The following is a 26,713-nucleotide window of genomic DNA, read 5'->3' on the forward strand; positions in this document are numbered from 1 at the left end:
TCGCTCATGCCTTCTCCATCGGGAAGATCGCGGCGAGCGCCTGGGCGACCCGCCAGCAGTCGTGATAGGTCGAGTACAGCGGCACCGGCGCGAAGCGCACGATGTCGGGCTGGCGCGCGTCGGCGATCACGCCGTGCTCGTGGCGCAGCCGCCGGGCCAGCTCGTTCGCGCCCAACTCGGTGGTCCGTACGGACAGCTGGCAGCCGCGCCGCGCCGGGTCGCGCGGGGTGACCTGCCGCAGCGGCCGGCCGGGCAGCACCTCGTCGAGCAGGCTCTCCAGGTACGCCGTCAGCCGCAGGCTGCGCTCGCGCAGCGTGTCCATGCCGACCTTGTCGAACAGCTCCAGCGAAGTGCGCACCGGGCCCATCGCGAAGATCGGCGGGTTGGAGATCTGCCACGCCTCGACCGTGGCCGGGGGGCGCGAGGTCGGCGTCATCTCGAACCGGGTCGCCGCCTCGGTGCTCCACCAGCCCTCGAAGCGGGGCAGCTCGGGGTCGCCCAGGTGACGTTCGTGCACGAACACGCCGGCCAGCGCGCCGGGGCCGGAGTTCAGGTACTTGTACGAGCACCAGGCGGCGAAGTCGACGCCCCACTCGTGCAGGCGCAGCGGCACGTTGCCCGCCGCGTGGGCGAGGTCCCAGCCGACGACCGCGCCCGCGGCCCGGCCCGCCGCGGTGATCGCCGGGATGTCCATCAGCTCGCCGGTGAGGAAGTTGACCCCGCCGAGCATGACCAGCGCGACGGTGTCGCCCTCGTCGCGCAGGAACGCGAGCACGTCCTCGGTCCGCAGGGTGTCCTCGCCGGCGCGCGGGCGCAGGCGTACCACGGTGGTGTCGGGGTCCAGGCCGTGGAAGCGGGCCTGGCTGCGCACCGCGTAGCTGTCGGACGGGAACGCCGCGTCCTCGATCACGATGCGCGTGCGCGCCCCCGCCGGCCGGTAGAACGACACCATCAGCAGGTGCAGGTTCACCGTCAGCGAGTTCATCACCACGGTCTCCGCCGGCAGCGCCCCGACCAGCCGTGCGGCCTGCTCGGTCAGCAGCTCGTGGTAGGGCAGCCACGGCCGGGCGGCCTCCAGGTGCCCCTCGACCCCGAGCCGCGCCCAGGCGTCCAGGTCGCCCAGCAGCTCGTCCCGGGTCGCCCGGGGCTGCAACCCGAGCGAGTTCCCGGCCATGTAGGCGGTCTCCGGGTACGCCCCGCCCTCGGCGGGCGGCACCAGGAACAGGTCACGGTGGCCGGGATCGGCCGCATCCCGACGCCGCGCGTCTTCTTCGGTGAACGTCATGCTGCTCTCGCTGTGTCTCGTTAGATGTCCCGATCATGAGGTTATGGCACGGACACGCCGTCGAGCCGTGCCATAAGTTCATGATCAGCGCTTACATGGCGGTGCGGGCGGACCAGAGTTCGGGGAAGACGGTGCGGGACATGCTGCGCTGGAGCCAGGCGTACCCGTTGGAGCCGCCGCTGCCGACCTTCGCGCCCATGGTGCGGGCCACGGCCTTGAGGTGCTTGTAGCGCCAGTCGTCGAAACGCTCGGCGACGTCGGTCAGGGCCTCGCCGAGGCGGCGCAGGTGGTTGTCAGGGCTCTCGTCGGCGTAGATGCGCACCCAGGCGGCCTCGACGGCCGGGTGGGCCTCGTGCTCGGTGGCGAAGTCGCGGGCCAGCAGGTCGGCGGGGATGTCGAAGCCCTGGCGGGCGAGCAGCGCGATCACGTCGTCCCAGACGCTCGTGCCGTGCAGGGTGGCCAGCAGGTCGTGGTACACCTCGTCCTGGCGCTGGAACGGGCGGATCAGCGACGCCGTCTTCAGGCCGAGCAGGAACTCCAGGTGCCGGTACATCGCCGACTGGAAGCCCGAGCCCTCGCCGAGCAGGTTGCGGAACCGGTTGAAGTCGGCCGGGGTCATCCAGTGCAGCGCGTTCCAGGCGGCGTTGAGCCCGTCCAGGTGCAGCACGGTGCGGCGCAGCGGGGCGAGCGCGCCGTACACGTCGTCCTCGGCGAGCAGCCGCTGCGTCTCCCGCAGTTCGAAGCGCACCAGACCGAAGTACAGCTCCATCACCTGGCTGATCATGAGGAAGGACATCTCACCCGGGTCCTTGCTCAGCGTCTGCTGCAGCGTGTGCAGGGTGCTCGCGTGCACGTACGCGTCGTACGGCGTGCGCTGGGCGAACTCCAGCGTCGGCTCACCGCCGTTGGCCTCGGCGCGCTCGGCGCGCTCGGCCGCGGTGGCCGGGCGTACGGCAGCGTTGGTCGTCGATGGAGCGGTCACGCGTTCCTCCAGGTGCTCTGGTCAACGTCATGATGTCTCCGTGATGCCCCGTGACGGAATGCCGAATCAACGGCACTCGGGGCGATCGGCTTAACGTTCATACTGGGGTCGGGGCGTTTCGTTTACGAAGGGAAAGCGCGTCGTGGACGACATGGATTGGGCGCTGCTGCGCGAACTGCAGGAGGACGCCCGGCTGTCCTTCAGCGAGCTGTCCCGGCGGGTGCACCTGTCCCCGCCGGCGGTCGCCGAACGGGTACGGCGGCTGGAGGAGTCCGGGGTGATCGCCGGTTACCGCGCCCACGTGGACCTGACCGCGGCCGGTCGTCCGGTGGTCGCGCTGATCCAGATGTCCTGCTACGGCGCGGGCTGCATCCTGCGCGACCCGTCGGTGGCCGAGTGGCCGGAGATCCTGGAGATCCACCGCATCACCGGCGACGCCTGCAGCATCCTCAAGGTCGCCGCGACCTCCATGGACGCCTTCGAGGCCCTGATCGACCGCCTGGCCCCCCACGGCCGCCCCTCCAGCACCCTCATCCTGTCGACCCCGCTGGCCTGGCGCCCCCTCACCCCGCCCTGAAGACCCCGCCCGGGTCCCACCCACGCGCGGCCGAGCGCCGGCACTGGCGCGCCAGGCCGCGAGCCGGTGCGGCAACGCACCATGATCGTTCGACTTGCCAGGCAGATGGGCGAATGGGCGGTCAAGATACGCACAGGTGCCAGGCAAGTCGGATGACCTTGGCGGGGGACGGTCGACGACGACGCGCCTGTCCGGTGAGAGTGCCCGGTTCGGGCCTTTTTTCATGTTTATGGGCGTGGTGGGTTAGTGCTGGATGAGAGGATTTGTGATAGCCCGGGGTGATCGGGTGGTCAAACGCGATTTGGGGGAAACATGCGGTCTGCTCTCCGGGTGGCGGCCGGGGCCGTGGCGCTGGTCGTCGCGGCGCTCACCGCGCCGGCGCCCGCGCACGCCGAAGGTGTCTTCGTCGAGGTCAACCCGAGCACCATCCAGGCCGGCTTCCAGGTCGCGATCCGCGCCAGCTGCGGTGACGCGCTGAACAACGCGAAGGTGCACTCCGACGCGTTCGGCACGGTCACCGTCGAGCCGGTCAACGTGTACCTGATCGCGGCGGCAACGGTGCCGGAGAACAAGAAGGCGGGCGGCTACAACGTGAAGCTGACCTGCCCGAGCAGGCAGACCGCCACCACCACGCTGTGGGTGGTCAACCACGACAGCCCGCAGCGCGGCCCGAACACCGGCGGCGGCGGCCTGGCCGGGGACGGCGGCACGACACTGATCGGCGCGGGCGCCGCGGCGATGGGCCTGGGCCTGGGTGTGCTGCTGCTGTCCCGTCGCCGCGGGCGCAACCCGCTGACCCCCGCCTGACGCCGTGCTGCGCCGCCTGCGCGGCCCGCTGGCCGTGGTGCTGCTTCTGGTCGGGCTGTTCAGCGTCGGAATCGGCCTGGGCAAGGCCGGCGGCTTCTCGTTCGCCGAGCTGTTCCGGGGACCGGGCAAGGCTCCGCCGGGCGAGTTCCCGGTGCTGGGCCCGAGCCGGCCGCTGCGCATCCAGATTCCCGCGATCAAGGTCAAGGCGTACATCCACGGGGTGGGCCTGGACGAGCGCGGCGCGATCGACACCCCGTCGCTGCTGCTGCGCAACGAGGCGGGCTGGTTCGACGACGGACCCTCCCCCGGCCAGTACGGACCGGCGATCATCGTCGGGCACGTGGACACCAAGGACTCCCCCGGTGTCTTCCACCGCCTGAACGAGCTGAAGCCCGGCGCGAAGATCGAGATCACGCGCCGGGACAACAAGGTCACCGTGTTCGAGGTCAACACGGTCGAGCGGTTCAGCAAGCAGAGCCTGCCCGTCGACCGGATCTACCACGACTACACCCGGCCCGGGCTACGGCTGATCACCTGCGGGGGCCGCTGGGTGGGCGGCGAGCTGGGCTACGCCGACAACATCGTGGTGTTCGCGAGCCTGGTCAGCGCGCACAAGGCCTGAGCCTCAGACGGTCTCCAGCCACTGCGCCCAGCGCGGGTCCGGGGTGCGGTGGCCGAGCACGCGCCAGACCGCGCCGTGCGGCACGGTGGGCTTCACGGGAAGACGCCAGCCGAGGTCGGCCAGCGTCTTGTCGCCCTTGTGGTGGTTGCAGCGGGCGCAGGCGGCGACCACGTTGTCCCAGGCGTGCTGCCCGCCCTTGGAGCGCGGGTGCACGTGGTCGATCGTCTCGGCCGGACCCTGGCAGTAGACGCAGCGCCCGCCGTCGCGCGCGAAGATCGCGCGCCGGGACAGGCCGACCTGGGTGCGGTAGGGCACCCGCACGTAGCGGGTGAGTTTGGCCACGAGGGGGACGGGCACCCGGGCACGGGAGCTGTGCAGCACCCCGTCGCCGTCGGCGACGCAGACGGCCTTGCCGGAGAGTATGAGGATGGCGGCCCGGCGCACGGACACGACACACAGCGGTTCATAAGTCGCGTTGAGGAGCAACGCGGCGGAGGCGGCTGTGGGTCGTATGTCAGGCATCGGTCTCACCCTCCGGCGGCACAGTCACGTCATCGCGTCATTGTGACCATCGTCCCCGATTGATCTGGTGATTGCACCTACAATTTGCGGCGGTCTCATGAATTCTCAGCCGCGCTATGCCCTGCTCATTGGCATATGCGAGGAAAGTCCCCCGCAGGCCGCCCGCACCGCCGACCGACCGATGAGGTAGCTAGTAAGCCATGCCGTTGAGCCTTCTCGCCCCCGACCCCACGGAGACGCCCTCCACCGCGTGCCTGGCGGACCCCGTCTGCAAAGGCGTCTACAACTTCTCCGACTCGCAGTGGCTGGCCGACGGCGGCTACTACATCCTCATCAAGCCGATCCGCATCGTCGTCATCATTCTCGTGGCGATGATCGCCCGCGCGCTGCTGAATCACACGATCAACAAGATCGTGGCCCGCACGGCGCAGGGCAAGGTGCCGACGATGCTGCGGCCGATCCGGGAGAAGGTGCCGGTCTCGGTGCTGAACGCCGGGAGCGCGTTCCCGGAGCGCCGCCGCCAGCGCGCCGAGGCCATCGGCTCGGTGCTCAAGAGCATGGTCACCGTCGCGGTGTTCTCGGTTGCCTTCCTGATCGTGCTGAGCGAGTTCTCCATCAACGTCGGGCCACTCATCGCCAGCCTCGGCATCGCCGGCGTGGCCCTGGGCTTCGGCGCGCAGTCGCTGGTCAAGGACCTGATCGCGGGCCTGTTCATGCTGCTGGAGGACCAGTACGGGGTGGGCGACGTGATCGACACCGGCGAGGCCGTCGGTGTGGTCGAGTCGGTCGGCCTGCGCACCGTCACCATCCGTGACGGCCGCGGCGTGATCTGGTACGTCCGCAATGGTGAGATCATCCGCATCGGCAACAAGAGCCAGGGCTGGGCCACCGTCATGATCGACGTGCCGATCGGCTTCGTCGGTGTGGAGGAGGCGACGTCGGTGCTGCGCCAGGCGGTCGACGCCTTCGCGCACGATCCCGAGTGGGCCGCCGATTTCGTCGAGCCGCCGCAGGTGCTGGGCGTGGAGAACATCAGCGTGGACGGCGCGGTCATCCGCACCGTGTGCAAGACCTCCGCCGACCGGCAGTGGGACCTGCAGCGGGAGATGCGCCGACGGCTCACGGAGGCGCTCGAGGCGTCGGGCATCGCGGCGCAGATGCAGGCGGCCCGCGCGTTGCGGGCGTCGGTGCCGACCGAGGAGCCATCGTCGGCTCCCTGACTGTGCGTGGTGGCATCAGCCGTAGAGGCTAGCGCTTTATCCACCGATCGGGCAGAATCAACCGACGACATCCCTTCTGGGACGGTCATTCGGCGTGACTCTGCGACAGGATGGCGGTCCTCGACACCAATGTCGTGATCGATGGAGGACCATCCGGTGGTGCACCACCCCGCTCGCACCAATACGCCCCCACCGAACGATCCGCCCGGCTCACCACCTGAGCACCGCGCAACGTTCGGCGAAGTGCTCGCCATCCGCGAGTACCGGGGCATGCTCGGTGCGAGCGTGCTGTCCTGGGTCGGCGACTACCTGGCCAAGGCCGCGGTCACCACACTGGTCTACGAGCAGACGCAGTCGGCCGGCATGGCCGCGGCCACCTTCGCGATCAGCTTCGCGCCGTGGGTGCTGCTGGGTCCGATGCTGGCGGCGGTCGCCGAGCGGTATCCGTACCGCACAGTCATGATCATCAGCGATCTGGCCCGTATGGTGCTCATCGCGCTGGTCGCGGTGCCGGGCCTGCCGATCCCGGTCCTGATCGGCCTGCTCTTCCTCACCGCCCTGGGCAACCCGCCCTACGAGGCGGCCCGCTCGGCGCTGTATCCGGCCATCCTCGCCGGCGACCGCCTGGTGGTGGGGATCTCGCTGAACCTCAGCGCGGGCCAGGCCGCCCAGATCGGCGGCTACCTCGCCGGCGGCCTGCTGGCCGCCATGAACCCGCGGCTGTCGCTGCTGCTCGACGCCGGCACCTTCGCCCTGTCGGCGCTGCTGCTGACGTTCGTGGTGCGGCACCGTCCGGCGGTGGGCGACCCGGCTGCGCGGCGCAACCTGGTCCGGGAGACCGCCGAGGGCTTCGGGGTGGTCTTCGGGATCCCCGCGCTGCGGGCGATCGCCCTGCTCGTCTTCAGCGTGACCCTGTTCGCGATCGTGCCGGAGGGCCTTGCCGCCGTCTGGGCGCACCACCTCGAACCCGGCGGGGAGGCCGAGCGCGGCTTCGCCCAGGGAATGATCATGCTCGCCAACCCGGCCGGTTACGTGCTGGGCGGCATCGTGATCGGCCGGTTCACGGCACCGCACCTGCGCCGGTTGCTGATCCGGCCGCTGGCCCTGCTCACCCCGATCATGCTGGTGCCGGCGCTGCTCAACCCGTCCCTGTACGCCGTGTGCCTGATGGCCGCGGCCTGCGGCTTCTGCCTGGCGGGCATGCTGCCCGCCATCAACGGGCTTTTCGTGCAGGCGCTGCCGAACGTCTACCGCGCCCGCGCGTTCGGCGTGATGCAGGGCGGGATGCAGATCATGCAGGGCAGCGCGGTGCTGATCACCGGGATGCTGGCCAGCCATTGGCCACTGCACCAGGTCATCGGCCTGTGGAGCGTGGCCGGCGTGGTGCTGGTGCTGGTGGCGCTGTCCGCATGGCCCGCGCAGGAGCGCTTCACCGCCGCGATCGAGCGCGCCCGGCGGCTCAACGAGGCTCCGGTCGCCGGGTAGCCTGGGCCTGGTGAGTGACCAGCCCGCCACCCCCGCGTCGACCGCCCTGCCGACTCCGAACTATTTCGAACTGCTCGGCGGCGAGGACGCCTTCCGCCTGCTCGTCGACGAGTTCTACGCCGGGGTCGCCACCGACCCGGTGATGCGGCCGATGTACCCGGAGGAAGATCTCGGCCCGGCCAACGAGCGGCTGCGACTCTTCCTGATCCAGTACTGGGGCGGCCCGAACACGTACTCGCAGGAGCGCGGGCATCCGCGGCTGCGCATGCGCCACGCCCCCTTCGTCATCGGCGCCGTCGAGCGCGACGCGTGGCTGCGCCACATGCGCCACGCCGTCGACGTCCTCGAACTCAGCCCCGAACTCGACAAGATGCTCTGGGACTACCTGGAGCGGGCGGCATTCTTCATGGTGAATTCTGACCATTGATCTGGGCCGAGTGACTTCGGGCACCCTTCTCGACTGACCGGTCGAGGAGGGTGCCCTTCTTTTCGGTCGCCTCGTTAACCAGGGGAGGAATTGCCCGTATTTGCGAGGAGACGTCCTGATGCGCCACCGCGTGGTATCGCTGGCCGCACTGGCCGCGATGGCCCTGCCCGCCGCCGTCTGGGCGGCAGAACCCCAGGCCCCGGCCGAGAACCTGAAGCCGCGCCCGGTGCGCACCGTGGACGAGGATCCCGCCGACTGGACGCCGCACATCCTCGACGGCGAGGTGCACGCGCTGGCCGTGGTCGGCCAGGTCGCCGTCGTCGGCGGCGACTTCACCAGGGTGAGCGACAACACCGGCGCCGAGGAGTACGAGCGCGAGCACCTGTTCGCCTTCGACCTGCGCACCGGGGCGGTGCTCGAGGACTTCGCGCCGGACGTGGACGGCATGGTCTACTCGCTGACCCCCGGCCCGGACAACTCGGTGTTCGTCGGCGGCTCCTTCGAGGAGATCAACGATGCCGAGCAGCGCGGGCTCGCCCGGCTGGACCTGGCCACGGGTGGACGGATCCCCGGCTTCGACGCCGCGATCAACTGGGGCGACGTGCGCGGGCTGGCCGTCTCGAACGGGTGGCTCTACCTCGGCGGCTCGTTCACCGCGATCAACGACGTGCCACGGCGCGGCCTGGCCCGGCTCGACCCGGTCACCGGCGCGGTGGACACCGTGTTCGACGCGCGGCTGGACGCTCCGGAGATCGGCCGGGTGAAGGTCGAGGACATCGCCGTGTCTCCGGCGGGCGACCGCCTGCTGGCGATCGGCGCGTTCACCCGGGTCGGCTCGGCCCGCCGGGTGCAGGCCGCGATGTTCGACCTGACCGGCAACCCGTCGAAGGCCGCCAACTGGTCGACCGACGCGTACGTCCCGCTGTGCCGCGAGGGCTTCGACACCTACATGCGCGCGGCCGACTTCTCCCCCGACGGCGAGTACTTCGTCATCGTCACCACCGGCCGGCTCAGCGGCTGGGAGATCAACTGCGACACCGCGGCCCGGTTCGAGACCTACGCCACCGGCAAGGTCCGGCCCACCTGGGTCAACCACACCGGCGGCGACTCGCTCTACGCCGTCGAGATCGTCGGCGGGGCCGTCTACGTGGGCGGGCACCAGCGCTGGCTGAACAACCCGTACGGCATGGAGTCGGCCGGCCCCGGTGCGGTGGAGCGCCCCGGTGTCGCGGCGATCGACCCGGTCACCGGGATGGCGCTGCCCTGGAACCCGACCCGCTCGCGCGGGGTGGGCGTGCGGGCGTTCGCCATCTCCCCGCAGGGCCTGCTGGTGGGCTCGGACACCGACGAACTGGGCCGGGAGTACCACGGCCGGATCGGGCTGTTCCCCCGCATGGACTGAGGCGGTGGCGCGGCGCTGAGGACGGATCAGCCGCCTGCCCGGGTGTACGAGACCCGGGCAGGCGGCTGTCGCCGTCAGAGGGCCCTGCGGCGGTGGAGAGACGTCCTCAGAGCAGCAGGCCGCCGTCGCTGTGCATCCAGTCCACGAAGGTGGTGGACACCGAGGCGGCGCAGTCGAGCAGCTCCATGAGGAGCGCGTCGTGCACGCCGGAGCGTAGGGGCACCTGCCACTCGGCGTAGATCGGCAGCTGGCCGCGCTCCGTGGGGTCGCCCACGTACGCCTTGGCGAAGCGGCGGGTGTGGTTCCATTCGTTGACCGCGCGATAGGCGAGGTCGGCCAGCTCCGGCGGCACGGTGGCGTGCGGGCGGGCCCGGATCACCAGGATCTCGTCGTCGGGGCCCTCGACCGCGAACAGCAGGGCGTGCCGCTCCCAGAGCGCCAGCAGGCTCTCCTCCCCGTCGGAGAGGTAGCGGATGTCGAGCAGGTCGAGGGTGGCGGCGATGCGGCGCAGGTTGACCTGCGGTGTCTCAGCCGGCGCCAGTGTCGTCGGAGCCGGTGGCAGGCTGTCCATCATGGACAGGTCGTCCGGCACCTCGAAGAGGCTGCGCTGCTGCGGGACCGTACGCGGCCGCGTCTCTCCCGCCGTCGACTGACCCACCCGCAAGCGTTGCCACGAAAACCACGCCATGCCCATGCTCCTGTCCGACCGTAGCCTGAAGCCGACAGATCAATGCTGAGGGAGATTGCTTGCCTACCCTCAGTTCCATCCCCGGCGAGGAGGCTACCCGTACAGCCGTCTTTCGTCATCCCCTTACCGAAGGTCCCGGGCTGAACAGCCGATGGTCGATCAACCTATCGACCGACTGACAATCGGCCGTACGGACAAGACGGGTGTCCGGAACCAGGCGGTGCCATAGGAACCGGCGAGCCCGGTCCACGTGCCGGCGGTGACCACCGTCACCTCGTCGGCACCGAGGAACCCCATCCGGACCAAGCCTTGCACGAGCCGCTGCGGAACGGCGAACGACACGCCGTCCACATCGGACACACCGCTGATGACGACGTGGTCCAGCAGCGCGTCCCGCAGCACCCGCTGCCCGACGGCACGGCCCTTGAGCCCGGTGGACCCGACGTCGCGCAGGGCCTGCGCGGCCGCGGCGGCCGCGCCGCCGACCACCGCCGCGGGCAGCCGCTCGACGGCGCGAGCGGTCGCCGGGGGCAGCGCGCCGCGCCACCGGTCGTCCAGCGCCGGTGGCTCCGCGACGCCTTCCAGCAGCGCCGACGCCTGCGCCACCCGGTCCCGGTCGACGCTGCCGGCGACCGTGCGGGTGACCAGCACGCCCCACGGCAGCGACGCCCACAGCGCCACCCGGCCCGGCCCGGCCGGGCACAGCCGCACCAGCGTCGCCGGATCCAGCCGCACCAGCCGGTGCAGGAACACCGCCGCGTCGGCGCGGTCGGTCAGGTCGACAGCCATGGCTTCAGGAAACTCTGCTCGGCCTCGCTCATCCGGCGGGGCCGCTGCTTGTCGAGGTCGTACGGCACCAGCACGGACCGGGCCCGGCTGGCCAGCAGGTCGCCGTCGAACAGCTCGTAGCAGACGGTGAAGCGGGACGGCTTCAGGTCCTCGATCCACAGCTCGATGCGCACCGGGTCGCCGTAGTCGACCGGCCGCAGGTAGTCCACCTCGTGCCGGGACACCACGATGCCGTCCTCGAAGGAGGTCACCCCGGCCTCCCGGGCGCCGACGAACATCATCGCGACCCGTGCCTCCTCATACAGGGTGAGGAAACGCGCGTTGTTGACGTGCCCGTACGCGTCAAGATCAGACCACCGCAGCGCGCAGTGGTAGGTGAATCTCATGGTTCTCCCACTCGCCTCGATCGTTCGCCCGGCCGCGATCGGCCGGGCGAACGATCATGAAGATCCGGATCAGTCGCGCGTCAGACGGCGGTGGGTGACCCGGTGCGGGCGGGCGGCTTCGACGCCGAGGCGGTCGATCTTGTTCTTCTCGTACGCCTCGAAGTTGCCCTCGAACCAGAACCACTTCGACTCGTCGGAGTCGGTGCCCTCCCACGCCAGGATGTGGGTGGCCACGCGGTCGAGGAACATGCGGTCGTGGGAGATGACCACGGCGCAGCCGGGGAACTCCAGCAGCGCGTTCTCCAGGCTGGAGAGCGTCTCCACGTCCAGGTCGTTGGTGGGCTCGTCGAGCAGCAGCACGTTGCCGCCGATCTTCAGGGTGAGCGCCAGGTTGAGGCGGTTGCGCTCACCGCCGGACAGCACGTTGACCGGCTTCTGCTGGTCCGGCCCCTTGAAGCCGAACGCGGCCACGTACGCCCGCGACGGCATCTCGACCTTGCCGACCATCAGGTAGTCCAGGCCGTCGGAGACGACCTCCCAGACGGTCTGGGCGCTGTCCAGGCCGGCCCGGTTCTGGTCGACGTAGGACAGGGTCACCGTCTCGCCGACCTTGACGTTGCCCTTGTCGGGGTTCTCGATGCCGACGATGGTCTTGAACAGCGTGGTCTTGCCGACGCCGTTCGGGCCGATGATGCCGACGATGCCGTTGCGCGGCAGCGAGAACGACAGGTTCTCGATGAGCACCCGGTCGCCGAAGCCCTTGACCAGGTCCTTGACCTCGATCACCGTGTTGCCCAGGCGCGGGCCCGGCGGGATCTGGATCTCCTCGAAGTCCAGCTTGCGGGTCTTCTCGGCCTCGTTGGCCATCTCCTCGTACCGGTCCAGACGGGCCCGGGACTTGGTCTGGCGCGCCTTGGCGTTGGAGCGCACCCACTCCAGCTCCTCGGAGAGGCGCTTGCGCATCTTGGCGTCCTTGCGGCCCTCGACCGACAGGCGTGCCGCCTTCTTCTCCAGGTAGGTGGAGTAGTTGCCCTCGTACGGGTAGGCGCGGCCGCGGTCGAGCTCCAGGATCCACTGGGCGACGTTGTCCAGGAAGTACCGGTCGTGGGTGATCGCGATCACCGTGCCGGGGTACTTCGCCAGGTGCTGCTCCAGCCAGAGCACGCTCTCGGCGTCCAGGTGGTTGGTGGGCTCGTCGAGCAGCAGCAGGTCGGGCTGCTCCAGCAGCACCTTGCACAGCGCCACGCGGCGCTTCTCGCCACCGGAGAGCGGGCCGACCGGCAGGTCGGGCTCCGGGCAGCGCAACGCGTCCATGGCCTGCTCCAGCTTGGAGTCCAGGTCCCACGCGTCGCTGTGGTCCAGCTCCTCCTGGAGCCGGCCCATCTCGTCCATCAGCTCGTCGGAGTAGTCGGTCGCCATCAGCTCGGCGATCTCGTTGAACCGGGCGAGCTTGGCCTTGGTGTCGGCGACGGCCAGCTCGATGTTCTGCAGCACGGTCAGCGACTCGTCGAGGCGGGGCTCCTGGGCCACCATGCCCACGGTGTAGCCGGGCATGAGCCGGGCCTCGCCGTTGCTGACGATGTCCTGGCCGGACATGATCCGCAGAAGGCTCGACTTACCCGCGCCGTTCGGGCCGACCACGCCGATCTTGGCACCCGGCAGGAAGTTGAGCGTGACGTTGTCGAGCACAACCTTGTCGCCGTGCGCCTTGCGTGCCTTCTCGAGCGTGTAAATGAACTGGGCCACGGTCGGGCCAACCCCCTTCAGACAGTCTTCGGTTCAATACTCCCAGGTGGTCCCGCGCCCTGGGACATCGGGCCGTGTGAGGCGGATCGCGCCGTCGGAACGTGCGACGATCCGGACAGCGGGTTTGGCGGGGCACGGGCCGGGCATCACGCAGCGGGTTGTGATCAATGCGCCCCGCTGGGATGATCTACACGTATCGCCCCCGCGTGCCGCGCCGATGATCCACCTTTCAGGGGACTTCAGTAGTCTCAGAGGATGGCCCACGATCCACCGATCGGAGGAGAGGCAGCGATGGTCGATCGCAGTCCGTTCGTCGTCGTCGCGAACCGGCTGCCCGTGGACGAAGTGACCACGGACACGCCAGGAGGTCGCGTCACGGGTTCCGGTGACTCCGCCCGCCGCTGGCGGCGCAGTCCCGGCGGGCTCGTCACCGCACTGCACCCGGTGCTCGTCGAGCGCCATGGCACGTGGATCGGCTGGTCGGGTTCGCCCGGCCCGGCTCCGGAGCCGTTCGAGCTGGACGGGATCAACCTGCGGCCGGTGCCGCTCTCCGAAGAAGATCTTGAGCGGTACTACGAGGGCCAGTCCAACGCCACCATCTGGCCGCTCTACCACGACAACGTCGAGCCGCCCGTCTTCCGCCGCCGCTGGCGGGAGGCCTACCGGGTGGTCAACCGCCGCTACGCCGAGGCGGCCGCGGAGGTCGCCGCCGAGGGAGCCACCGTATGGGTGCAGGACTACCAGCTGCAGCTGGTGCCGGCGATGCTGCGGGAGCTGCGCCCCGACCTCAAGATCGGCTTCTTCCTGCACATCCCCTTTCCGCCGATCGAGCTGTTCATGCAGCTGCCGCAGCGCGCCGAGGTGCTGCGCGGCCTGCTCGGGGCCGACCTGGTCGGCTTCCAGCAGCGGCTGGCCGCGCAGAACTTCATCCGGCTGGCCCGGCACCTGCTCGGCACGCCCTACCACGGCAACGTGATCGAGTACGAGGGCCGGCAGGTCAAGGCGGACGCCTTCCCGATCTCGATCGACGTCGGCGAGATGCAGCGTCTCGCGGACAACCCACTTGTCCGGGAGCGCGCGGTGCAGATCCGCGCGGAGCTGGGTGACCCCAAAACGGTCATCCTGGGCGTGGACCGCCTCGACTACACCAAGGGCATCGAGCACCGCCTGAAGGCATATCGCGAGCTCCTGGCCGCGGGACGGCTTTCCGTGCCGGAATCGGTGATGGTGCAGGTCGCGACGCCGAGCCGGGAAAGGGTCGAGCACTACCAGGCACTTCGCATCAAGGTCGAGCGCGAGGTGGGCCGGATCAACGGGGATTTCGGCCGCGTCGGCGTGCCTGCCGTGCATTACCTGCACCAGTCGTACAGTCGCAGTGAGTTGGCCGCGCTCTACTGCGCGGCCGACGTCATGATGGTGACCCCGTTGCGGGACGGTATGAACCTGGTGGCCAAGGAGTACGTGGCGGCACGCTTGGAACATGGTGGCGCACTCGTGTTGAGCGAGTTCGCGGGCGCGGCCGGAGAGCTGCGACAGGCGTTCCTGTGCAACCCCCACGATCTGGACGCGGTCAAGGACGCACTCATGCGCGCGGTCACCGTCGACGAGCACGAGGCCCGGCGCCGGATGAGCGTGATGCAGCGGCACCTGCGGCGTCACGACGTGGCGCGCTGGGCGTCAGACTTCCTGACCGAACTGGGAGCAATACCATGACCCTGGGCATGACCGTCGATCTCGACCGCGACGGCTTCGACCCCGAACTGCGCTCCGCGCTGGCGCAGCTGGCCCGCGTACCGCACCTGCTCGTCGCGTGCGACTACGACGGCACCCTGGCCCCGATCGTGGAGGACCCGTCCGCGGCCGCCCCGATCCCCGAGGCGGTCGCAGCGTTGCGATCGCTGGCCACGCTCCCGCAGACCACCGTCGCGGTGGTCTCCGGGCGGGCGCTGCGCGACCTCGCCGCGCTCTCCCGGCTGCCCAGCGAGGTGCATCTCGTCGGCAGCCACGGCTCCGAGTTCGACATCGGCTTCGTCCAGCGGCTCGCCTCCGACCTGGTCGAGCTGCGCAGCAGGCTGCAGACCGAGCTGGAGCGCATCGCCGCCGAGCACCCTGGCGTACGCCTGGAGAACAAGCCCGCCAGCGTCGCCGTGCACCTGCGCACCGCCTCCCGGGCGGTGGCGGCCGCGGTGACCGACGCCATCCGGTGCGGCCCGGCCGCCTGGGCCGGCGTGCACACCACCGAGGGCAAGGAGGTCGTCGAGCTGTCGGTGCTGGCCTCGCACAAGGGCACCGCGATCGACGAGCTGCGCCGCCAGGTGTCCGCGGGCGCGGTGCTGTTCATGGGTGACGACGTCACCGACGAGAACGCCTTCCGGCAGCTGTCGGGCAAGGACATCGGCGTCAAGGTCGGCGCGGGCGAGACCGCGGCCAGCTTCCGGGTGCAGGACCCGCTGCAGGCGGTGCGCATCCTGGCGCTGCTGCTGGACACCCGGCGGCACTGGCTGTTCGGCGAGCGGGCGGTGCCCATCGAGCGGCACTCGATGCTGGCCGACGGCCGCACCGTCGCGCTGATCAGCCCGGACGCCCGGGTGAGCTGGCTGTGCCACCCGCGGCCGGACAGCGCGGCCATCTTCGCCGACCTGCTCGGCGGCGCGCCCGCGGGCCACTTCAGCATCGCCCCGCAGCGCGGCGGGCACCCGCTGGGCCAGCGCTACCGCCCCGGCACGATGACCGTGGAGACCCGCTGGTCCGGGGTGACCGTGACGGACTGGCTCGAAGGCGACAGCCTCATGCGCCGCCTGACCGGCAACACCGTGGTCCGCGTCGAGTACGCGCCGCGGCCCGAGTTCGGGCAGGTGCCGGTGCAGCTGCAGCCGCTCACCGACGGGCTGCTCGTGCTGGGCACCAGCGAGCACCTGTGCCTGTACTCCCCCGGCGTGGAGTGGGACGTCGTCGACGACGGCGGGCACGACACCGCCCGCGCGGTCATCGACCTGTCGAAGATGAACGGCGAGGCGCTGCTGGAGATGCGCATGCGCAGCCACAACCTGACCGCGCACCCGCTGTCCGCGGGCGAGCGGCTGGAGCTGGTCGAGCAGCCGTGGCGGGAGTGGGCCAACTCCCTGGAACTGCCCTCGGTCGAGAAGGAGGTGGTCATGCGCAGCGCGCTCACGCTGCGCGGGCTGTGCCACTTCGAGGGCGGCGGCGTCATCGCGGCGGCGACCACCTCGCTGCCGGAGACGCTCGGCGGCATCCGCAACTGGGACTACCGCTTCGTCTGGCTGCGCGACGGCGCGATGACCGTCAAGGCGCTGGTCGAGCTGGGTTCGCTGACCGAGGCCGAGGCGTTCCTGCGGTGGGTCGACGGTGTGGTCGACCGGACCGGCGGGCACCCGGAGCGGCTGCACCCGCTCTACACCGTGGACGGCTACGAGCTCGGCCCGGAGGCCGTGATCGAGAGCCTGCCCGGCTACGCCGGCTCCCGGCCGGTGCGCGTCGGCAACGCGGCCAACAAGCAGCTCCAGCTGGACGTGTTCGGCCCCGTCGCGGACGTGCTGATGGCGGTCGCGGACAAGCGCGGCAAGATCCGGCACGAGGAGTGGCGGGTCATGGAGGCCATGGTGCAGGCCTGCTCGCAGCGCTGGCACGAGCCCGACCACGGCATCTGGGAGGCCCGTCTGCCTCCGCGCCACCACGTGTACTCCAAGGTCATGTCCTGGATGACGGTGGACCGCGCCCTGCAGGTGCTGGAACGGCACACCACCGAGGAACGCCCCGAGTGGGTCGAGCTGCGGGACCGGATCGCCGAGAACGTCCTGCACCAGGGCTGGCACGAGGGCACCAAGGCGTACACGGTGGCCTACGGCTTCCCGGAGATGGACGCCTCCAGCCTGTGGATCGGCCTGTCCGGCCTGCTCGCCGACGACGACCCGCGCTTCCTGGACACCGTGCTGGCCGTCGAGGCCGAGCTGCGCTCCGGACCGGTCGTCTACCGCTACAAGTGGGACGACGGCATGCCCGGCAAGGAGGGCGGCTTCCACATCTGCACCGCCTGGCTGATCGAGGCCTACCTGCGCACCGGCCGCCGCGCCGACGCCGAGGAGCTCTTCGACCAGATGCTCGCCACCGCCGGCCCGACCGGCCTGCTCCCCGAGCAGTACGACCCGGACCTGGAGCGCGGCCTCGGCAACCACCCCCAGGCCTACAGCCACCTCGGCCTGATCCGCTGCGCCCAGCTCCTCGGCCGCTGATCCAGCAAGGAAGGGCACCTTCACAGCGCTTGTGAAGGTGCCCTTCCTGACGTCGCGGCAACTATGGTAGCGGCAACTATGATAGTTGCCGCTACCATAGTTAGGTGGACGCATCGAAACCTGAGCGGTTGCACGGCCGCGCCGTCGAATGGGACGAGCTGACCGACTTCGTGTCCGCGCCGACGCCCGGCGCGACGCTCGGGCTCGTCTACGGCCGCCGCCGCCAGGGCAAGACGCTCATGCTCGAACTGCTCGCCCAGCAGGCCGGCGGTTTCTTCTTCGGCGCGACCCAGCAGACCGAGAGCCAGAACCTGGCCGACCTCGGCCGCGCGCTGGCCGAGCACCGCGGGCTCGGCTCGCCGCTGGCTCCGGCCGACTGGCGCGAGGCGCTGACAGAGCTGATCCGCCTCGGACGGGAGCGGCAGCTGCCCGTCGTCATCGACGAGTTCCCGTACCTGGTCGCCACGACCCCGGCGCTGCCGTCGTACCTGCAGCAGGCGCTCAGCCCGCTCGGCGAGGCCAAGCAGGACACCCGCACCCGGCTCATCCTCTGCGGCAGCGCGCTGACCACGATGTCCACGTTGCTCGGCGCGGGCGCCCCGCTGCGCGGCCGGGCCGTGCTGGAACTGGTGGTGCGCCCGTTCGGCTACCGCGAGGCGGCCGCCTTCTGGGGGCTCGACGATCCCGAGCTGGCGTTCCGGGTCAACGCGCTGGTCGGTGGCACCCCGGCATATCTGGAGATGGCCGGCGGCGCGGGTCCGCGCAGCGCCGCCGACGTCGACCGCTGGGTGCAGCGCCGGATCATCAACCCGGCTTCGGCCATGTTCCGCGAGGGCAGCCTGCTGCTGCGCGAGGACCCGTCGATCGCCGACCCCACGTCGTACGCCGCCGTGCTGACCGCGCTCAGCGCCGGCAAGGTCCGCCGCACCGAGATCGCGGCCGAACTCGGCCGGCCCGCTTCCGCCCTGGCCCACCTGCTCAACGGGCTGCAGGGCATCGGCCTGGTCGAGGCCGTCGACGACGCCCTGCGCAGCAAGCGCACCGTCTACCGGATCACCGAACCGGTCGTCCGGCTGTACCAGCTGATCATCAACCGGCACGAGGCCGAGCTGGTCGCCGGGCGAGCGGAGCAGGTGTGGGACCGCAACAGCGACACCATCGCCTCCAAGATCTACGGCCCGCACTTCGAGGACCTGACCCGGCAGTGGTGCCTGTGGCACGCGAGCGAGCAGACCCTCGGCGGCCTGGCGAGCCGGGCGCTGCCCACCGAACTCCCCTGCCGGGAGCACCGGGCCGGCCACGAACTCGACGCCGTCGTCTGGGAGACCCGCTCCGGCCACCCCGATCGCATCATCGCGATCGGCGAGGCGAAGGCCACCGCGAGCCCCGTCGGCGTCGACGAGCTGCACCGCCTGGAGCACCTGCGCACCCTGTTGCCCGCTGACGCCGCGACCCCCGCGCCCCGGCTGCTGCTGTTCGCCCGCTCGGGCTTCACCTCCGCGCTGAAGCGCACCGCGTCCACCCGCGGCGACGTCGAACTCGTCGACCTGGCCCGCCTCTACCAGGGGTCGTGACGGCCCCGGGTCGCGACGACCGGCCCTGCCGTCACGCTCACCGGCCGCGGCGCTCCGTGTCGGTCGTGCCGCGCCGCCACGGTGGCGTGCACCGCTTCATGATCTGTTTTTGTGGACGCTGGGTGCCCCTACAGGGGCCGCTGGCGTCCACAAAAACAGATCATGGCTGCGAAGGATCTTCCGGCGGCGCGACCCGGGTCCGGGCGGGGTCAGAAAGCGGTGGGCAGGACGTCGACGACGTCGCCGATGACGACGATGGCGGGCGGGCTCAGCTGCGCGGCCAGGGCGGGCAGGTCGGCGAGGGTCCCGTGGACCGACTTCTGCTGGTCGGTGGTGCCCTCCTGGACGATCGCGGCCGGGGTGGCGGCGTCGCGGCCGTGGGCCAGCAGGGTCGCCACGATGGCGGGCAGGTTCTTGAGGCCCATCAGAATCACCAGCGTGCCGCGCAGCCGGGCCAGCGCGGGCCAGTCCACCAGCGAGTCCGGGTGATCCGGGCCGATGTGCCCGCTGATCACGGTGAACTCGTGCGCCACCCGGCGGTGCGTCACCGGGATGCCGGCTGCCGCGGGCACCGAGATCGCACTGGTCACGCCAGGCACGACGGTCACCGGGACACCCGCCTCGGCGCAGGCCAGCACCTCCTCGCCGCCGCGGCCGAAGACGTACGGGTCGCCGCCCTTGAGGCGTACCACGAACAGGCCCGCCTTGGCCCGCTCCACCAGGATGCGGTTGATCTCCTCCTGCTGCGCGGCCGGACCGTACGGCAGCTTCGCCACGTCGACGAGTTCCACGTCCGCGCGCAGCTCGTCGAGCAGCAAGCCGGGCCCGAGCCGGTCGGCGACCACCACGTCCGCGGCGGCCAGCAGCCGGCGGCCCTTGACCGTGATCAGCTCCGGGTCGCCGGGGCCGCCACCGACCAGCGCCACGGTGCCCTTGACCGTCTCCGGCACCGTCGCCTCGTCCGTGGCCAGCAGGTTCGCGATGCGGTCACGCACCGCGACCGCCCGCCGGGGCGAACCGCCGGCGAGCACGGCCACGGTCACCGCCCCGTGCCGGGCCACGGCCGGGGTCCAGGCGCTCGCGGCGTGCCGGTCGTCGGCGCGTACGCAGAAGATGCGGCGTCGCTCAGCGGCGGCCGAGACCGACTCGGCGGCCTCGTGGTCGTCGACCGCGACCTGCACCAGCCAGACACCGTCCAGGTCGTCCTCGACGAACGGCCGCTCCCGCCAGCTGAGCCGGCCCGCGTCGGCCAGGCCGCGCAGCGCCGGAGTCAGCTCCGGCGCGACCAGGCGCACCTGTGCCCCGGCAGCCAGCAGCGCGGGCACCCGCCGGGTCGCCACCGCGCCCCCGCCGACGACCAGCACCAGCCGCCCGTCCAACCGCAACGCCAGGGGATACAGCTCAGTCACGGGCGTCCTCACTCGGTTCGCACGGCGAGCCACCACCCACCGCCGCGGCCGCCGTGGCGGCGGCCGCTGTCATTCTCGTCTGTGCAGTGAAACCGGGCTCAGCCCGGCGGGCTCACTCCTCGACTTTCGCGGCGACTCCGGCGCTGTCGAAGGTCGCCATCTCGTGCAGGACCCGCACCGCGCCGGCGACGATCGGGTAGGCCAGCACCGCGCCGGTGCCCTCGCCCAGCCGGAGGCCGAGGTCGAGCAGCGGGTTCAGTTCGAGCTGCGACAGGGCCACGCTAGCGCCCGGCTCCACCGACTGGTGTCCGGCGATCATTGCGTCCCGGCTGCTGGGCGCGATGGCGGCGGCGGTCAGCGCGGCGGCGGCCGCGATCACTCCGTCGAGGATGACGGGCACCCGGCGCGACGCCGCGCCCAGGATGAAACCGGTCAGGCCGGCGTGCTCCAGACCGCCGATCGCGGCGAGCACGGCCACCGGATCGCCGGCGGCGTCGTCGCCCCAGGACGGGCCGTGCAGCGCCAGCGCCTGCCGGATGACCTCGACCTTGCGCAGGTGGGTGGGCGCGTCGATGCCCGTGCCGTAGCCGGTCACCACGCCGGGGTCGCGCCCGGTGAAGGCTGAGATGAGCGCCGCCGACGCGGTCGTGTTGCCGATGCCCATGTCGCCGGTGAGCAGCACCCGCGCACCGCCGTCGATCATCGCGTACGCGGTCTGGATGCCGACCTCCAGCGCGGCCTGCGCCTCGGCGCGGGTCATCGCGGGCTCGCCGGTCATGTCCCGGGTGCCGGCGCGGACCTTGGCCGAGACCAGGCCCGCGGCCGCAGGCAGGTCGGCGGCGACCCCGATGTCGACCACGGTCACCGTGACGCCGGTCTGCCGGGCGAACGCGTTCACCGCCGCGCCGCCGGCCAGGAAGTTGGCCACCATCTGTGCGGTGACCTCCTGCGGCCACGGCGTCACGCCCTGCGCGTGCACCCCGTGGTCACCGGCGAAGATCGCCAGCTGGGCCGAGTCCAGCATCGGCGGCGGGCAGACCGCGGTCAGGCCGGCCAGGCGCACCGACAGTTCCTCCAGCTCACCCAGCGATCCGGCCGGCTTGGTCAGCCGGGCCTGCAGTTCGCGGGCCTGGTTCATCGCGGCGGCGTCGAGCGGACGGACCGCCTCGATCGTTAAGCCCAACAGCTCACTCGTCACGACCTCACCTCACCATGTCGACTGTCGCGATGCCGACTCGGGGGCAGAAATCGTCGCGTCTTTTACTGCTTTGAATCCTTCTTCTGAGTAGTTTGTCCTACCTTTGTAGGGTGAAGCCGCTTAGCCGCCTAAAAGGTGCAATTTCCGCCACTGGACGTCTCGCGCCGATCCTGCGGTCGGGCCTGATCGCGGGCGTCGTCGTAGCCGCGGTCACCTACCCCCTCGCCGCCGTCGGCGGCCTGGGACTGAAGGCCGGCGCAGATTTCTACGACTCGCTGCCCTCGGAACTCAAGAGCCTGCCGCCGGCGCAGACCAGCTACGTGTACGCCTCGGACGGCAAGACGCTGCTCACGAACTTCTACGAGGAACATCGCAAGTACACGCCGATCGCGAGCATCTCGGAGAACATCCGCAAGGCGATCGTGGCCAGTGAGGACGGGCGCTTCTACGAGCACAACGGCGTCGACGCCAAGGGCATCGCCCGCGCCTTCGTGGCCAACCACACCGCGGGCGAGGTGTCCCAGGGCGCGTCGACCCTGACCATGCAGTACGTGCGCATGGCCCTGCGCGACGGCGCGCAGACCCCCAGCGAGGTCATGGCGGCGACCGAGCAGACCCCCATCCGCAAGATCCGCGAGGCGCGGCTGGCCATCAAGGTCGAGAAGGAGATGTCGAAGACCGACATCCTGGAGCGCTACCTGAACGTGGCCTACTTCGGACACCGCGCGTACGGCGTCTTCGCCGCGGCGCAGATCTTCTTCTCCAAGCTGCCGCAGGACCTGACGCTGGCCGAGTCGGCGACACTGGCGGGCCTGGTCAAGGCGCCGACGGCGTACGACCCGGCGGGCAGCGACCAGACGGCGGCCACCCAGCGGCGCAACTACGTGATCGACCGCATGGCCGAACTCGGCTACATCACTCCCGCGGTCGCGGAGACCACGAAGAAGGAGCCGATCAAGCTCAAGATCACCGAGCCGCCGAACGACTGCATCGCGGTCGCCAAGAAGAACAACAGCTGGGGCTTCTTCTGCGACATGTTCAAGAACTGGTGGCTGTCGCAGCCCGCCTTCGGGGCCAACCCCGGCGAGCGCGAGGACAACCTGCGCCGCGGTGGCTACAAGATCACCACTTCGCTGGACCCGAAGGTCCAGGACATCGCGATGGAGCACGTCACCAAGCGCCAGCCGATCGGCAGCGCGTACGCCCTGGGCGAGGTGGTCGTGCAGCCCGGCACCGGGCTGGTCAAGGCGATGGCGGTGAACCGCACGTACTCGCTCGACCAGGCGGGCAACGGGGCGCACACCGACCCCAAGCGGTATGGCAAGATCAAGGGCAACTACCCGAACACGGTGAACCCGCTGCTCGGCGGCGGCAACCTGCCCGGATACCAGGCAGGCTCGACGTTCAAGATCTTCACGATGGTCGCCGCGCTCGACGCCGGCATGAAGATGAACACCTGGTTCTACGCGCCGCACCGCTACAAGTCGCAGTACTTCGCCGGCTGGGGCGAGCGCGGCTCCTGCGGCGGCGGGCACTGGTGCCCGTCCAACGCGAGCGGCTCGATGACCGGCAACCACGCCATGTGGTCGGGCTTCGGCAAGTCGGTCAACACGTACTTCGTGCAGCTGGAGCAGAAGGTCGGCGCGGACAAGGCGGTCCGCATGGCCGAGCGGCTCGGCCTGAAATGGCGCACCGACATCGACAAGCTGCAGGCCTCGCCGGGCAAGTCCAAGACCTGGGGCTCGTTCACCCTCGGCGTCGCGGACACCACGCCGCTGGAGATGGCCAACGCGTACGCCACGATGGCCGCCGACGGCAAGTTCTGCGAGGCGCTGCCCGTCACCGGGATCGTCAAGCCCGACGGCACCCCGGCGATGATGGACGTCAAGGGCAAGCAGGTGCCGGTCGCGACGCCGCGCTGCCGGCAGGAGGTCAGCAAGGACGTGGCCCGTGCCGCCACCGACGCGATGCGCTGCGTCACCGGGTACGGCGCGGCCAAGGGTGCCTGCGGCGGCTGGTCCACGGCGCCCGGCGTGTACGGCATGGTCGACCGCCCGGTCGCCGGCAAGACGGGTACCACCGACGACACCCGCGCCGCCTGGTTCGTCGGCTTCACCAAGGAACTGGCCGCGGCGTCGTTCATGGCCGATCCGGACAACCCGTTCCACGCCACCGGCGACTACAACTCCTGGAAGCCGATCGAGACCGTGGCGTACACCCTGAAGGACGCGCTCAAGGGCAAGGACGTGCAGCAGTTCACGCCGCCGTCGGACAACATCCTCGGCAAGAAGCCGGCGAACCTGCCGAAGATGAAGAAAAAGAAGAAGAACTGAACGGCTCACACAGCGAAGGGGCCCCGCCGATCGGCGGGGCCCCTTCGCGTTGCCCGCCTCAGCGCAGGTCGGCCGCGACGATCGACCAGACCTCCAGGTCCACCCGGCCGCTGTGCACGTATCCGGCGTTGCGCAGCAGGCCCTCGTAGGTGAAGCCCGCCTTCTCGGCCACCCGGCGCGAGGCCGTGTTGCCCGGGGCCACCCGCAGCTCGATGCGCTGGAAGCCGTGCTCCAGCACCAGCGCCAGGGTCAGCGCGTCCACCGCCTCCGGAGCCATGCCCAGCCCCCGGGTGTCCGCGGAGACCGCGTACGAGATCTCGGTGACCCGGCCGACCCAGTCCGTGCGCTTCGTCCACAGGCAGCCGACCAGGCGCTGGTCCTCGCGCCGCACGATGCCGTAGTGGTCGCCCGCCCCGCTGTCGCGGCGCTCGCCCGCCATCTCCGTGCACCACGAGCGCCCGTCGATCTGCCCGAACTCCTTCGGGAACGGCAGCCAGCGCTGCGTCTGCTTGTCCGCGAAGATCTCCGTGACCGGGTCGGCGTCGGCGGCCAGCAGCGGCCGCACGTCCAGCCGCGGGGTCTGCACCGTCATCGTCGGAAAACGGCGCACGGCGACGTTGCCCAGCCCGGCCACACCGGGATCGTTGGCAGGCATACGAGGACTCCAGGCGTAAGGGCGGCCGCCTCGGCGGAACACAGGTGCTGTTTCACGGACGCGCGGCCGCTGTCCGAAGCTGCACCATACCCGCTGGCCCAACCGGTCGCCCGAGTGACCGCTCCACCGATCGGCCGTGACAGAACTCACAGCTCAGGGCATAGGTAAACTGCCCGGGTGCACGCCCTCCTCACCCGCCGCTGGCTGACCGTCTTCGCCGTCGCCCTGCTCGCCTCCTTCGTGATGGTGCTGCTCGGCCGCTGGCAGTGGAGCCGGTACGAGCTGCGCAGCGCGATCAACGACCGGATCGACGCCAGCACCGTGGTCACCCCGGTGCCGGTGGGCGACGTCCTGGCCCCCGCCACCGGCAAGGGCGCGGCGCCGGGACCCGGGGAGGGCGCGGCCTGGACCCGGGTCACCACGACCGGGCGGTACGACACCACGCAGGAGATCCTGGTCCGCAACCGCACCGTCGACGGCACGGTCGGCTACGAGATCCTCACGCCGCTGCTGCTGGCCGACGGCTCGGCGCTGCTCGTCGACCGCGGCTGGGTGCCGCCGCACCCCGACGGCATCACCGTCGCGCCGCGGTTCCCCGCCGCGCCGAGCGGCACCGTCACCGTCGTCGGCCGGGTGCACCTGACCGAGTCCGGCGCGAGCGGCGTCGACCAGCGCAACGGCCACTGGGAGACCCGCCGCGTCAGCGTGCCCGCGATCGCGGAGAAGCTCCCCTACCCGGTGCTCGGCGCGTACGTGCTCGCCGACGCCGACACCCCCGGCGCGCAGGGCCTCACCGCGATCGAGGTCGGCCACGAGAACGACTGGCTCAACCTCGGCTACGCGGTGCAGTGGTGGATCTTCGCAGCCGGCGCCCTGGTCGGCGTCGCCTATCTGGCTCGCAAGGACCTGCGCGAACAGCAGGCCGCAGCGGAGTCCGGCACGGGTCCGGACCCTGACCTCGACCCGGAATCTGCGCCCGCCGACGCCGTGACGCCCGCCTGAGCTGCTCCGACGTAGCGGGATCGGTTCTCATCCCGGCCGCTGTGCCCGACCGTCCGGTGTGCACGGCGCTGCCGGACACCGGGCTGTGCACGGGCGGTCACCCCGGTGAGCGCTGATGCCGTTGCGGGCCAGCGGCTATCGTGCCGGTGTGACCGACGAGCAGCCCGACAAGCCGACCCCCGACCTGCCGCCCACCCTGCCGCTGCCGACCGAGCCGCTGGCGGCCTTCGGCGCGCGTGCCCGGGCCGAGATGCCCGGCGCGGCTCAGGTCCCCGTCGCTGCTCCACCGAGCGAACCCCCGGCCCAGCCCACCATGCCGGTGGTCTACGTCGCCACCCCGCCCGCACCCCCGGCCGACCCGACGCAGCCCTTCCCGGCCGCCCCTGCCGTGGGCTCGGCACAGGTCCCCGCACCGCCGGCCCCTTCCGCGCCGGCGGTGGGTTCCGCACAGGTCTCCACTCGCCCGGTCGCGCCCGCTGTCGGATCCGCGCAGGTCTCGGCTCCCACGATCCCGTCGGCCGTGGCACCGCTCGCGCCCACCGCGCCGATCTCGTCGGCACCCGCCGTGGGATCGGCGCGGGTCTCCAGCCCTCCGGTCGCGCCTTCCGCCCCACCGCTCGCGCCCACCGCCCCGATCTCCTCGGCACCCGCCGTCGGATCGGCGCAGGTCTCCAGCCCCCCGGTCGCGCCACCCGCCCCACCGCTCGCGCCCACCGCACCCATCTCCTCCGCACCCGCCGTGGGATCCGCGCAGGTCTCGACGCCTCCGGTCGCGCCCGTGGCGCCGTCCGTCCCGCCTGTCGCGCCGCCGCCCGCGGCTCGGGCCACGCAGCCCGCGCCACCGCGGTTGCAGCTGCCGAACGAGCCGGCTCCGGCGACCCGTCCCCCGGCCACGCCCCCGGGGCGGCCGGCCGCCGGGCCTGGGCCGGTGCTGGTGCAGCTCGGTGAGGTGTCGGTCAGCTCGACCACCATTCACACACCGTCGGGCGAGATCCCGCTGCGCGGTTCGCAGTGGACGGTCAGCGACCAGTGGCACTCCCAGCAGCGCATCCCCGCCTGGGCGGTGGTCTGCGCGGTCGTGGGCTTCTTCCTGGTCTGCTTCCTGAGCCTGCTCTTCCTGCTCGCCAAGGAGACTCGGTACAGCGGCACGGTGCAGGTCCTCATCACCAACGGCCCGCGGCAGTACGTGATCCGCATCCCGGTGACCGATCAGCGCGTGGTGGCCCACATCCACGCTCAGGTGAACTACGCCCGCTCACTGGCCGCTCTGTAGCGGCCCACCGGGGCCCATTCGAATCGACGTTGGCCTATCACATCGAATACGGGTCGATCGAACTCGATGCAATAGGCCAAC

General features: G+C 70.9%; 23 protein-coding genes. 13 read left to right on the forward strand and 10 right to left on the reverse strand.

Annotation, left to right across the window (positions count from 1 at the left end; all coding sequences use genetic code 11):
- Nucleotides 1–4: 4 nt before the first annotated feature.
- Both kynU and AB0B35_RS29640 read right to left on the reverse strand, forming a co-directional pair.
- Nucleotides 5–1,285: a kynureninase gene (kynU, locus tag AB0B35_RS29635; RefSeq protein ID WP_361051347.1), complete on the reverse strand. Its 1,281-nt coding sequence runs from the start codon at nucleotides 1,283–1,285 to the stop codon at nucleotides 5–7.
- Nucleotides 1,286–1,376: 91 nt separating this feature from the next.
- Nucleotides 1,377–2,267: a tryptophan 2,3-dioxygenase family protein gene (locus AB0B35_RS29640; RefSeq protein WP_361051350.1), complete on the reverse strand. Its 891-nt coding sequence runs from the start codon at nucleotides 2,265–2,267 to the stop codon at nucleotides 1,377–1,379.
- A gap of 142 nt (nucleotides 2,268–2,409) precedes the next feature.
- Between AB0B35_RS29640 and AB0B35_RS29645 the strand changes: the two genes are divergently transcribed.
- The 3 genes from AB0B35_RS29645 to AB0B35_RS29655 all read left to right on the forward strand — a co-directional run bounded on the left by AB0B35_RS29645 (nucleotide 2,410) and on the right by AB0B35_RS29655 (nucleotide 4,273).
- Complete coding sequence (locus AB0B35_RS29645; protein ID WP_360540193.1) at nucleotides 2,410–2,844, forward strand: Lrp/AsnC family transcriptional regulator; 435 nt, start codon at nucleotides 2,410–2,412, stop codon at nucleotides 2,842–2,844.
- Nucleotides 2,845–3,156: 312 nt separating this feature from the next.
- A complete protein-coding gene (locus AB0B35_RS29650; RefSeq protein WP_360540191.1) occupies nucleotides 3,157–3,651 on the forward strand; it encodes a hypothetical protein in 495 nt (164 codons plus the stop codon).
- 4 nt (nucleotides 3,652–3,655) lie between these two features.
- Nucleotides 3,656–4,273: a class F sortase gene (locus AB0B35_RS29655; protein WP_361051353.1), complete on the forward strand. Its 618-nt coding sequence runs from the start codon at nucleotides 3,656–3,658 to the stop codon at nucleotides 4,271–4,273.
- Nucleotides 4,274–4,276: 3 nt separating this feature from the next.
- Here AB0B35_RS29655 and AB0B35_RS29660 read toward each other — a convergent pair whose 3' ends face one another.
- Complete coding sequence (locus tag AB0B35_RS29660; RefSeq protein WP_361051356.1) at nucleotides 4,277–4,795, reverse strand: HNH endonuclease; 519 nt, start codon at nucleotides 4,793–4,795, stop codon at nucleotides 4,277–4,279.
- Nucleotides 4,796–4,995: 200 nt separating this feature from the next.
- Here AB0B35_RS29660 and AB0B35_RS29665 point away from each other — a divergent pair, with 200 nt between their 5' ends.
- The 4 genes from AB0B35_RS29665 (at nucleotide 4,996) to AB0B35_RS29680 (ending at nucleotide 9,329) form a co-directional block, all read left to right on the forward strand.
- Nucleotides 4,996–6,015 (forward strand): mechanosensitive ion channel family protein, encoded by a 1,020-nt coding sequence (locus AB0B35_RS29665; protein ID WP_361051359.1) that lies wholly within the window; start codon nucleotides 4,996–4,998, stop codon nucleotides 6,013–6,015.
- Nucleotides 6,016–6,258: 243 nt separating this feature from the next.
- Nucleotides 6,259–7,500 carry an MFS transporter gene (locus AB0B35_RS29670; RefSeq protein WP_361051362.1) on the forward strand — a complete coding sequence of 414 codons (1,242 nt, stop codon included), beginning with the start codon at nucleotides 6,259–6,261 and terminating at the stop codon, nucleotides 7,498–7,500.
- 10 nt (nucleotides 7,501–7,510) lie between these two features.
- The gene (locus tag AB0B35_RS29675; RefSeq protein WP_361051365.1) at nucleotides 7,511–7,927 is read left to right on the forward strand and encodes a globin; all 417 of its coding nucleotides are present in this window, start codon (nucleotides 7,511–7,513) and stop codon (nucleotides 7,925–7,927) included.
- Between the two features lie 118 nt (nucleotides 7,928–8,045).
- Nucleotides 8,046–9,329, forward strand: a complete 1,284-nt coding sequence (locus AB0B35_RS29680) for a delta-60 repeat domain-containing protein (protein ID WP_361051368.1) — start codon at nucleotides 8,046–8,048, stop codon at nucleotides 9,327–9,329.
- Between the two features lie 106 nt (nucleotides 9,330–9,435).
- Here the strand turns inward: AB0B35_RS29680 and AB0B35_RS29685 are convergent, their stop codons facing one another.
- From AB0B35_RS29685 to ettA, 4 genes are all read right to left on the reverse strand, one after another.
- A complete protein-coding gene (locus AB0B35_RS29685) occupies nucleotides 9,436–9,903 on the reverse strand; it encodes a YbjN domain-containing protein (RefSeq protein ID WP_120321434.1) in 468 nt (155 codons plus the stop codon).
- Between the two features lie 273 nt (nucleotides 9,904–10,176).
- Nucleotides 10,177–10,806, reverse strand: a complete 630-nt coding sequence (locus tag AB0B35_RS29690; protein ID WP_361051371.1) for a hypothetical protein — start codon at nucleotides 10,804–10,806, stop codon at nucleotides 10,177–10,179.
- The gene (locus AB0B35_RS29695; RefSeq protein ID WP_361051374.1) at nucleotides 10,791–11,192 is read right to left on the reverse strand and encodes a thioesterase family protein; all 402 of its coding nucleotides are present in this window, start codon (nucleotides 11,190–11,192) and stop codon (nucleotides 10,791–10,793) included. Before AB0B35_RS29695 ends, AB0B35_RS29690 begins: the two co-directional genes overlap by 16 nt.
- Nucleotides 11,193–11,261: 69 nt before the next feature.
- Nucleotides 11,262–12,938, reverse strand: a complete 1,677-nt coding sequence (gene ettA, locus AB0B35_RS29700) for an energy-dependent translational throttle protein EttA (protein ID WP_361051376.1) — start codon at nucleotides 12,936–12,938, stop codon at nucleotides 11,262–11,264.
- 291 nt (nucleotides 12,939–13,229) lie between these two features.
- On the opposite strand from ettA, the gene AB0B35_RS29705 reads away from it, so the two are divergent.
- From AB0B35_RS29705 to AB0B35_RS29715, 3 genes are all read left to right on the forward strand, one after another.
- Nucleotides 13,230–14,651, forward strand: coding sequence for a trehalose-6-phosphate synthase (locus AB0B35_RS29705; protein ID WP_203697773.1), 1,422 nt, complete (start codon nucleotides 13,230–13,232; stop codon nucleotides 14,649–14,651).
- Complete coding sequence (gene otsB / locus AB0B35_RS29710; RefSeq protein WP_239167873.1) at nucleotides 14,648–17,188, forward strand: trehalose-phosphatase; 2,541 nt, start codon at nucleotides 14,648–14,650, stop codon at nucleotides 17,186–17,188. The genes AB0B35_RS29705 and otsB overlap by 4 nt, the downstream gene beginning before the upstream one ends.
- Nucleotides 17,189–17,292: 104 nt before the next feature.
- The gene (locus AB0B35_RS29715; protein WP_361051379.1) at nucleotides 17,293–18,762 is read left to right on the forward strand and encodes an ATP-binding protein; all 1,470 of its coding nucleotides are present in this window, start codon (nucleotides 17,293–17,295) and stop codon (nucleotides 18,760–18,762) included.
- A 209-nt stretch (nucleotides 18,763–18,971) separates the two neighbouring features.
- On the opposite strand, the gene cobA is transcribed toward AB0B35_RS29715, so the two are convergent.
- Nucleotides 18,972–20,171 carry a uroporphyrinogen-III C-methyltransferase gene (cobA, locus tag AB0B35_RS29720; protein WP_361051382.1) on the reverse strand — a complete coding sequence of 400 codons (1,200 nt, stop codon included), beginning with the start codon at nucleotides 20,169–20,171 and terminating at the stop codon, nucleotides 18,972–18,974.
- A 112-nt stretch (nucleotides 20,172–20,283) separates the two neighbouring features.
- Nucleotides 20,284–21,357 (reverse strand): nicotinate-nucleotide--dimethylbenzimidazole phosphoribosyltransferase, encoded by a 1,074-nt coding sequence (gene cobT / locus AB0B35_RS29725; RefSeq protein WP_361051527.1) that lies wholly within the window; start codon nucleotides 21,355–21,357, stop codon nucleotides 20,284–20,286.
- Nucleotides 21,358–21,479: 122 nt separating this feature from the next.
- On the opposite strand from cobT, the gene AB0B35_RS29730 reads away from it, so the two are divergent.
- The gene (locus AB0B35_RS29730) at nucleotides 21,480–23,702 is read left to right on the forward strand and encodes a transglycosylase domain-containing protein (RefSeq protein ID WP_361051385.1); all 2,223 of its coding nucleotides are present in this window, start codon (nucleotides 21,480–21,482) and stop codon (nucleotides 23,700–23,702) included.
- Nucleotides 23,703–23,760: 58 nt separating this feature from the next.
- Here AB0B35_RS29730 and AB0B35_RS29735 read toward each other — a convergent pair whose 3' ends face one another.
- The gene (locus AB0B35_RS29735; RefSeq protein WP_360540167.1) at nucleotides 23,761–24,357 is read right to left on the reverse strand and encodes a GNAT family protein; all 597 of its coding nucleotides are present in this window, start codon (nucleotides 24,355–24,357) and stop codon (nucleotides 23,761–23,763) included.
- A 177-nt stretch (nucleotides 24,358–24,534) separates the two neighbouring features.
- On the opposite strand from AB0B35_RS29735, the gene AB0B35_RS29740 reads away from it, so the two are divergent.
- Together AB0B35_RS29740 and AB0B35_RS29745 are read left to right on the forward strand one after the other, a co-directional pair.
- Entirely contained in the window at nucleotides 24,535–25,359 is an 825-nt protein-coding gene (locus AB0B35_RS29740) for an SURF1 family protein (protein ID WP_361051388.1), read from the forward strand.
- A gap of 148 nt (nucleotides 25,360–25,507) precedes the next feature.
- Nucleotides 25,508–26,632, forward strand: a complete 1,125-nt coding sequence (locus AB0B35_RS29745) for a hypothetical protein (RefSeq protein ID WP_361051391.1) — start codon at nucleotides 25,508–25,510, stop codon at nucleotides 26,630–26,632.
- Nucleotides 26,633–26,713 lie beyond the last annotated feature (81 nt).

This window comes from Catellatospora sp. NPDC049133 (assembly GCF_040648455.1).
In the GTDB taxonomy this organism is placed as follows: Bacteria; Actinomycetota; Actinomycetes; order Mycobacteriales; family Micromonosporaceae; genus Catellatospora; species Catellatospora aurea.

Bases quoted from the DNA above. Each gene is read 5' to 3' on its own strand.
- kynU (WP_361051347.1), bottom strand. From the start codon at position 1,285: ATGACGTTCACCGAAGAAGACGCGCGGCGTCGGGATGCGGCCGATCCC.
- AB0B35_RS29650 (WP_360540191.1), top strand. From the start codon at position 3,157: ATGCGGTCTGCTCTCCGGGTGGCGGCCGGGGCCGTGGCGCTGGTCGTC.
- AB0B35_RS29660 (WP_361051356.1), bottom strand. From the start codon at position 4,795: ATGCCTGACATACGACCCACAGCCGCCTCCGCCGCGTTGCTCCTCAAC.
- AB0B35_RS29665 (WP_361051359.1), top strand. From the start codon at position 4,996: ATGCCGTTGAGCCTTCTCGCCCCCGACCCCACGGAGACGCCCTCCACC.
- AB0B35_RS29680 (WP_361051368.1), top strand. From the start codon at position 8,046: ATGCGCCACCGCGTGGTATCGCTGGCCGCACTGGCCGCGATGGCCCTG.
- AB0B35_RS29685 (WP_120321434.1), bottom strand. From the start codon at position 9,903: ATGATGGACAGCCTGCCACCGGCTCCGACGACACTGGCGCCGGCTGAG.
- AB0B35_RS29690 (WP_361051371.1), bottom strand. From the start codon at position 10,806: ATGGCTGTCGACCTGACCGACCGCGCCGACGCGGCGGTGTTCCTGCAC.
- AB0B35_RS29695 (WP_361051374.1), bottom strand. From the start codon at position 11,192: ATGAGATTCACCTACCACTGCGCGCTGCGGTGGTCTGATCTTGACGCG.
- AB0B35_RS29705 (WP_203697773.1), top strand. From the start codon at position 13,230: ATGGTCGATCGCAGTCCGTTCGTCGTCGTCGCGAACCGGCTGCCCGTG.
- otsB (WP_239167873.1), top strand. From the start codon at position 14,648: ATGACCCTGGGCATGACCGTCGATCTCGACCGCGACGGCTTCGACCCC.
- AB0B35_RS29735 (WP_360540167.1), bottom strand. From the start codon at position 24,357: ATGCCTGCCAACGATCCCGGTGTGGCCGGGCTGGGCAACGTCGCCGTG.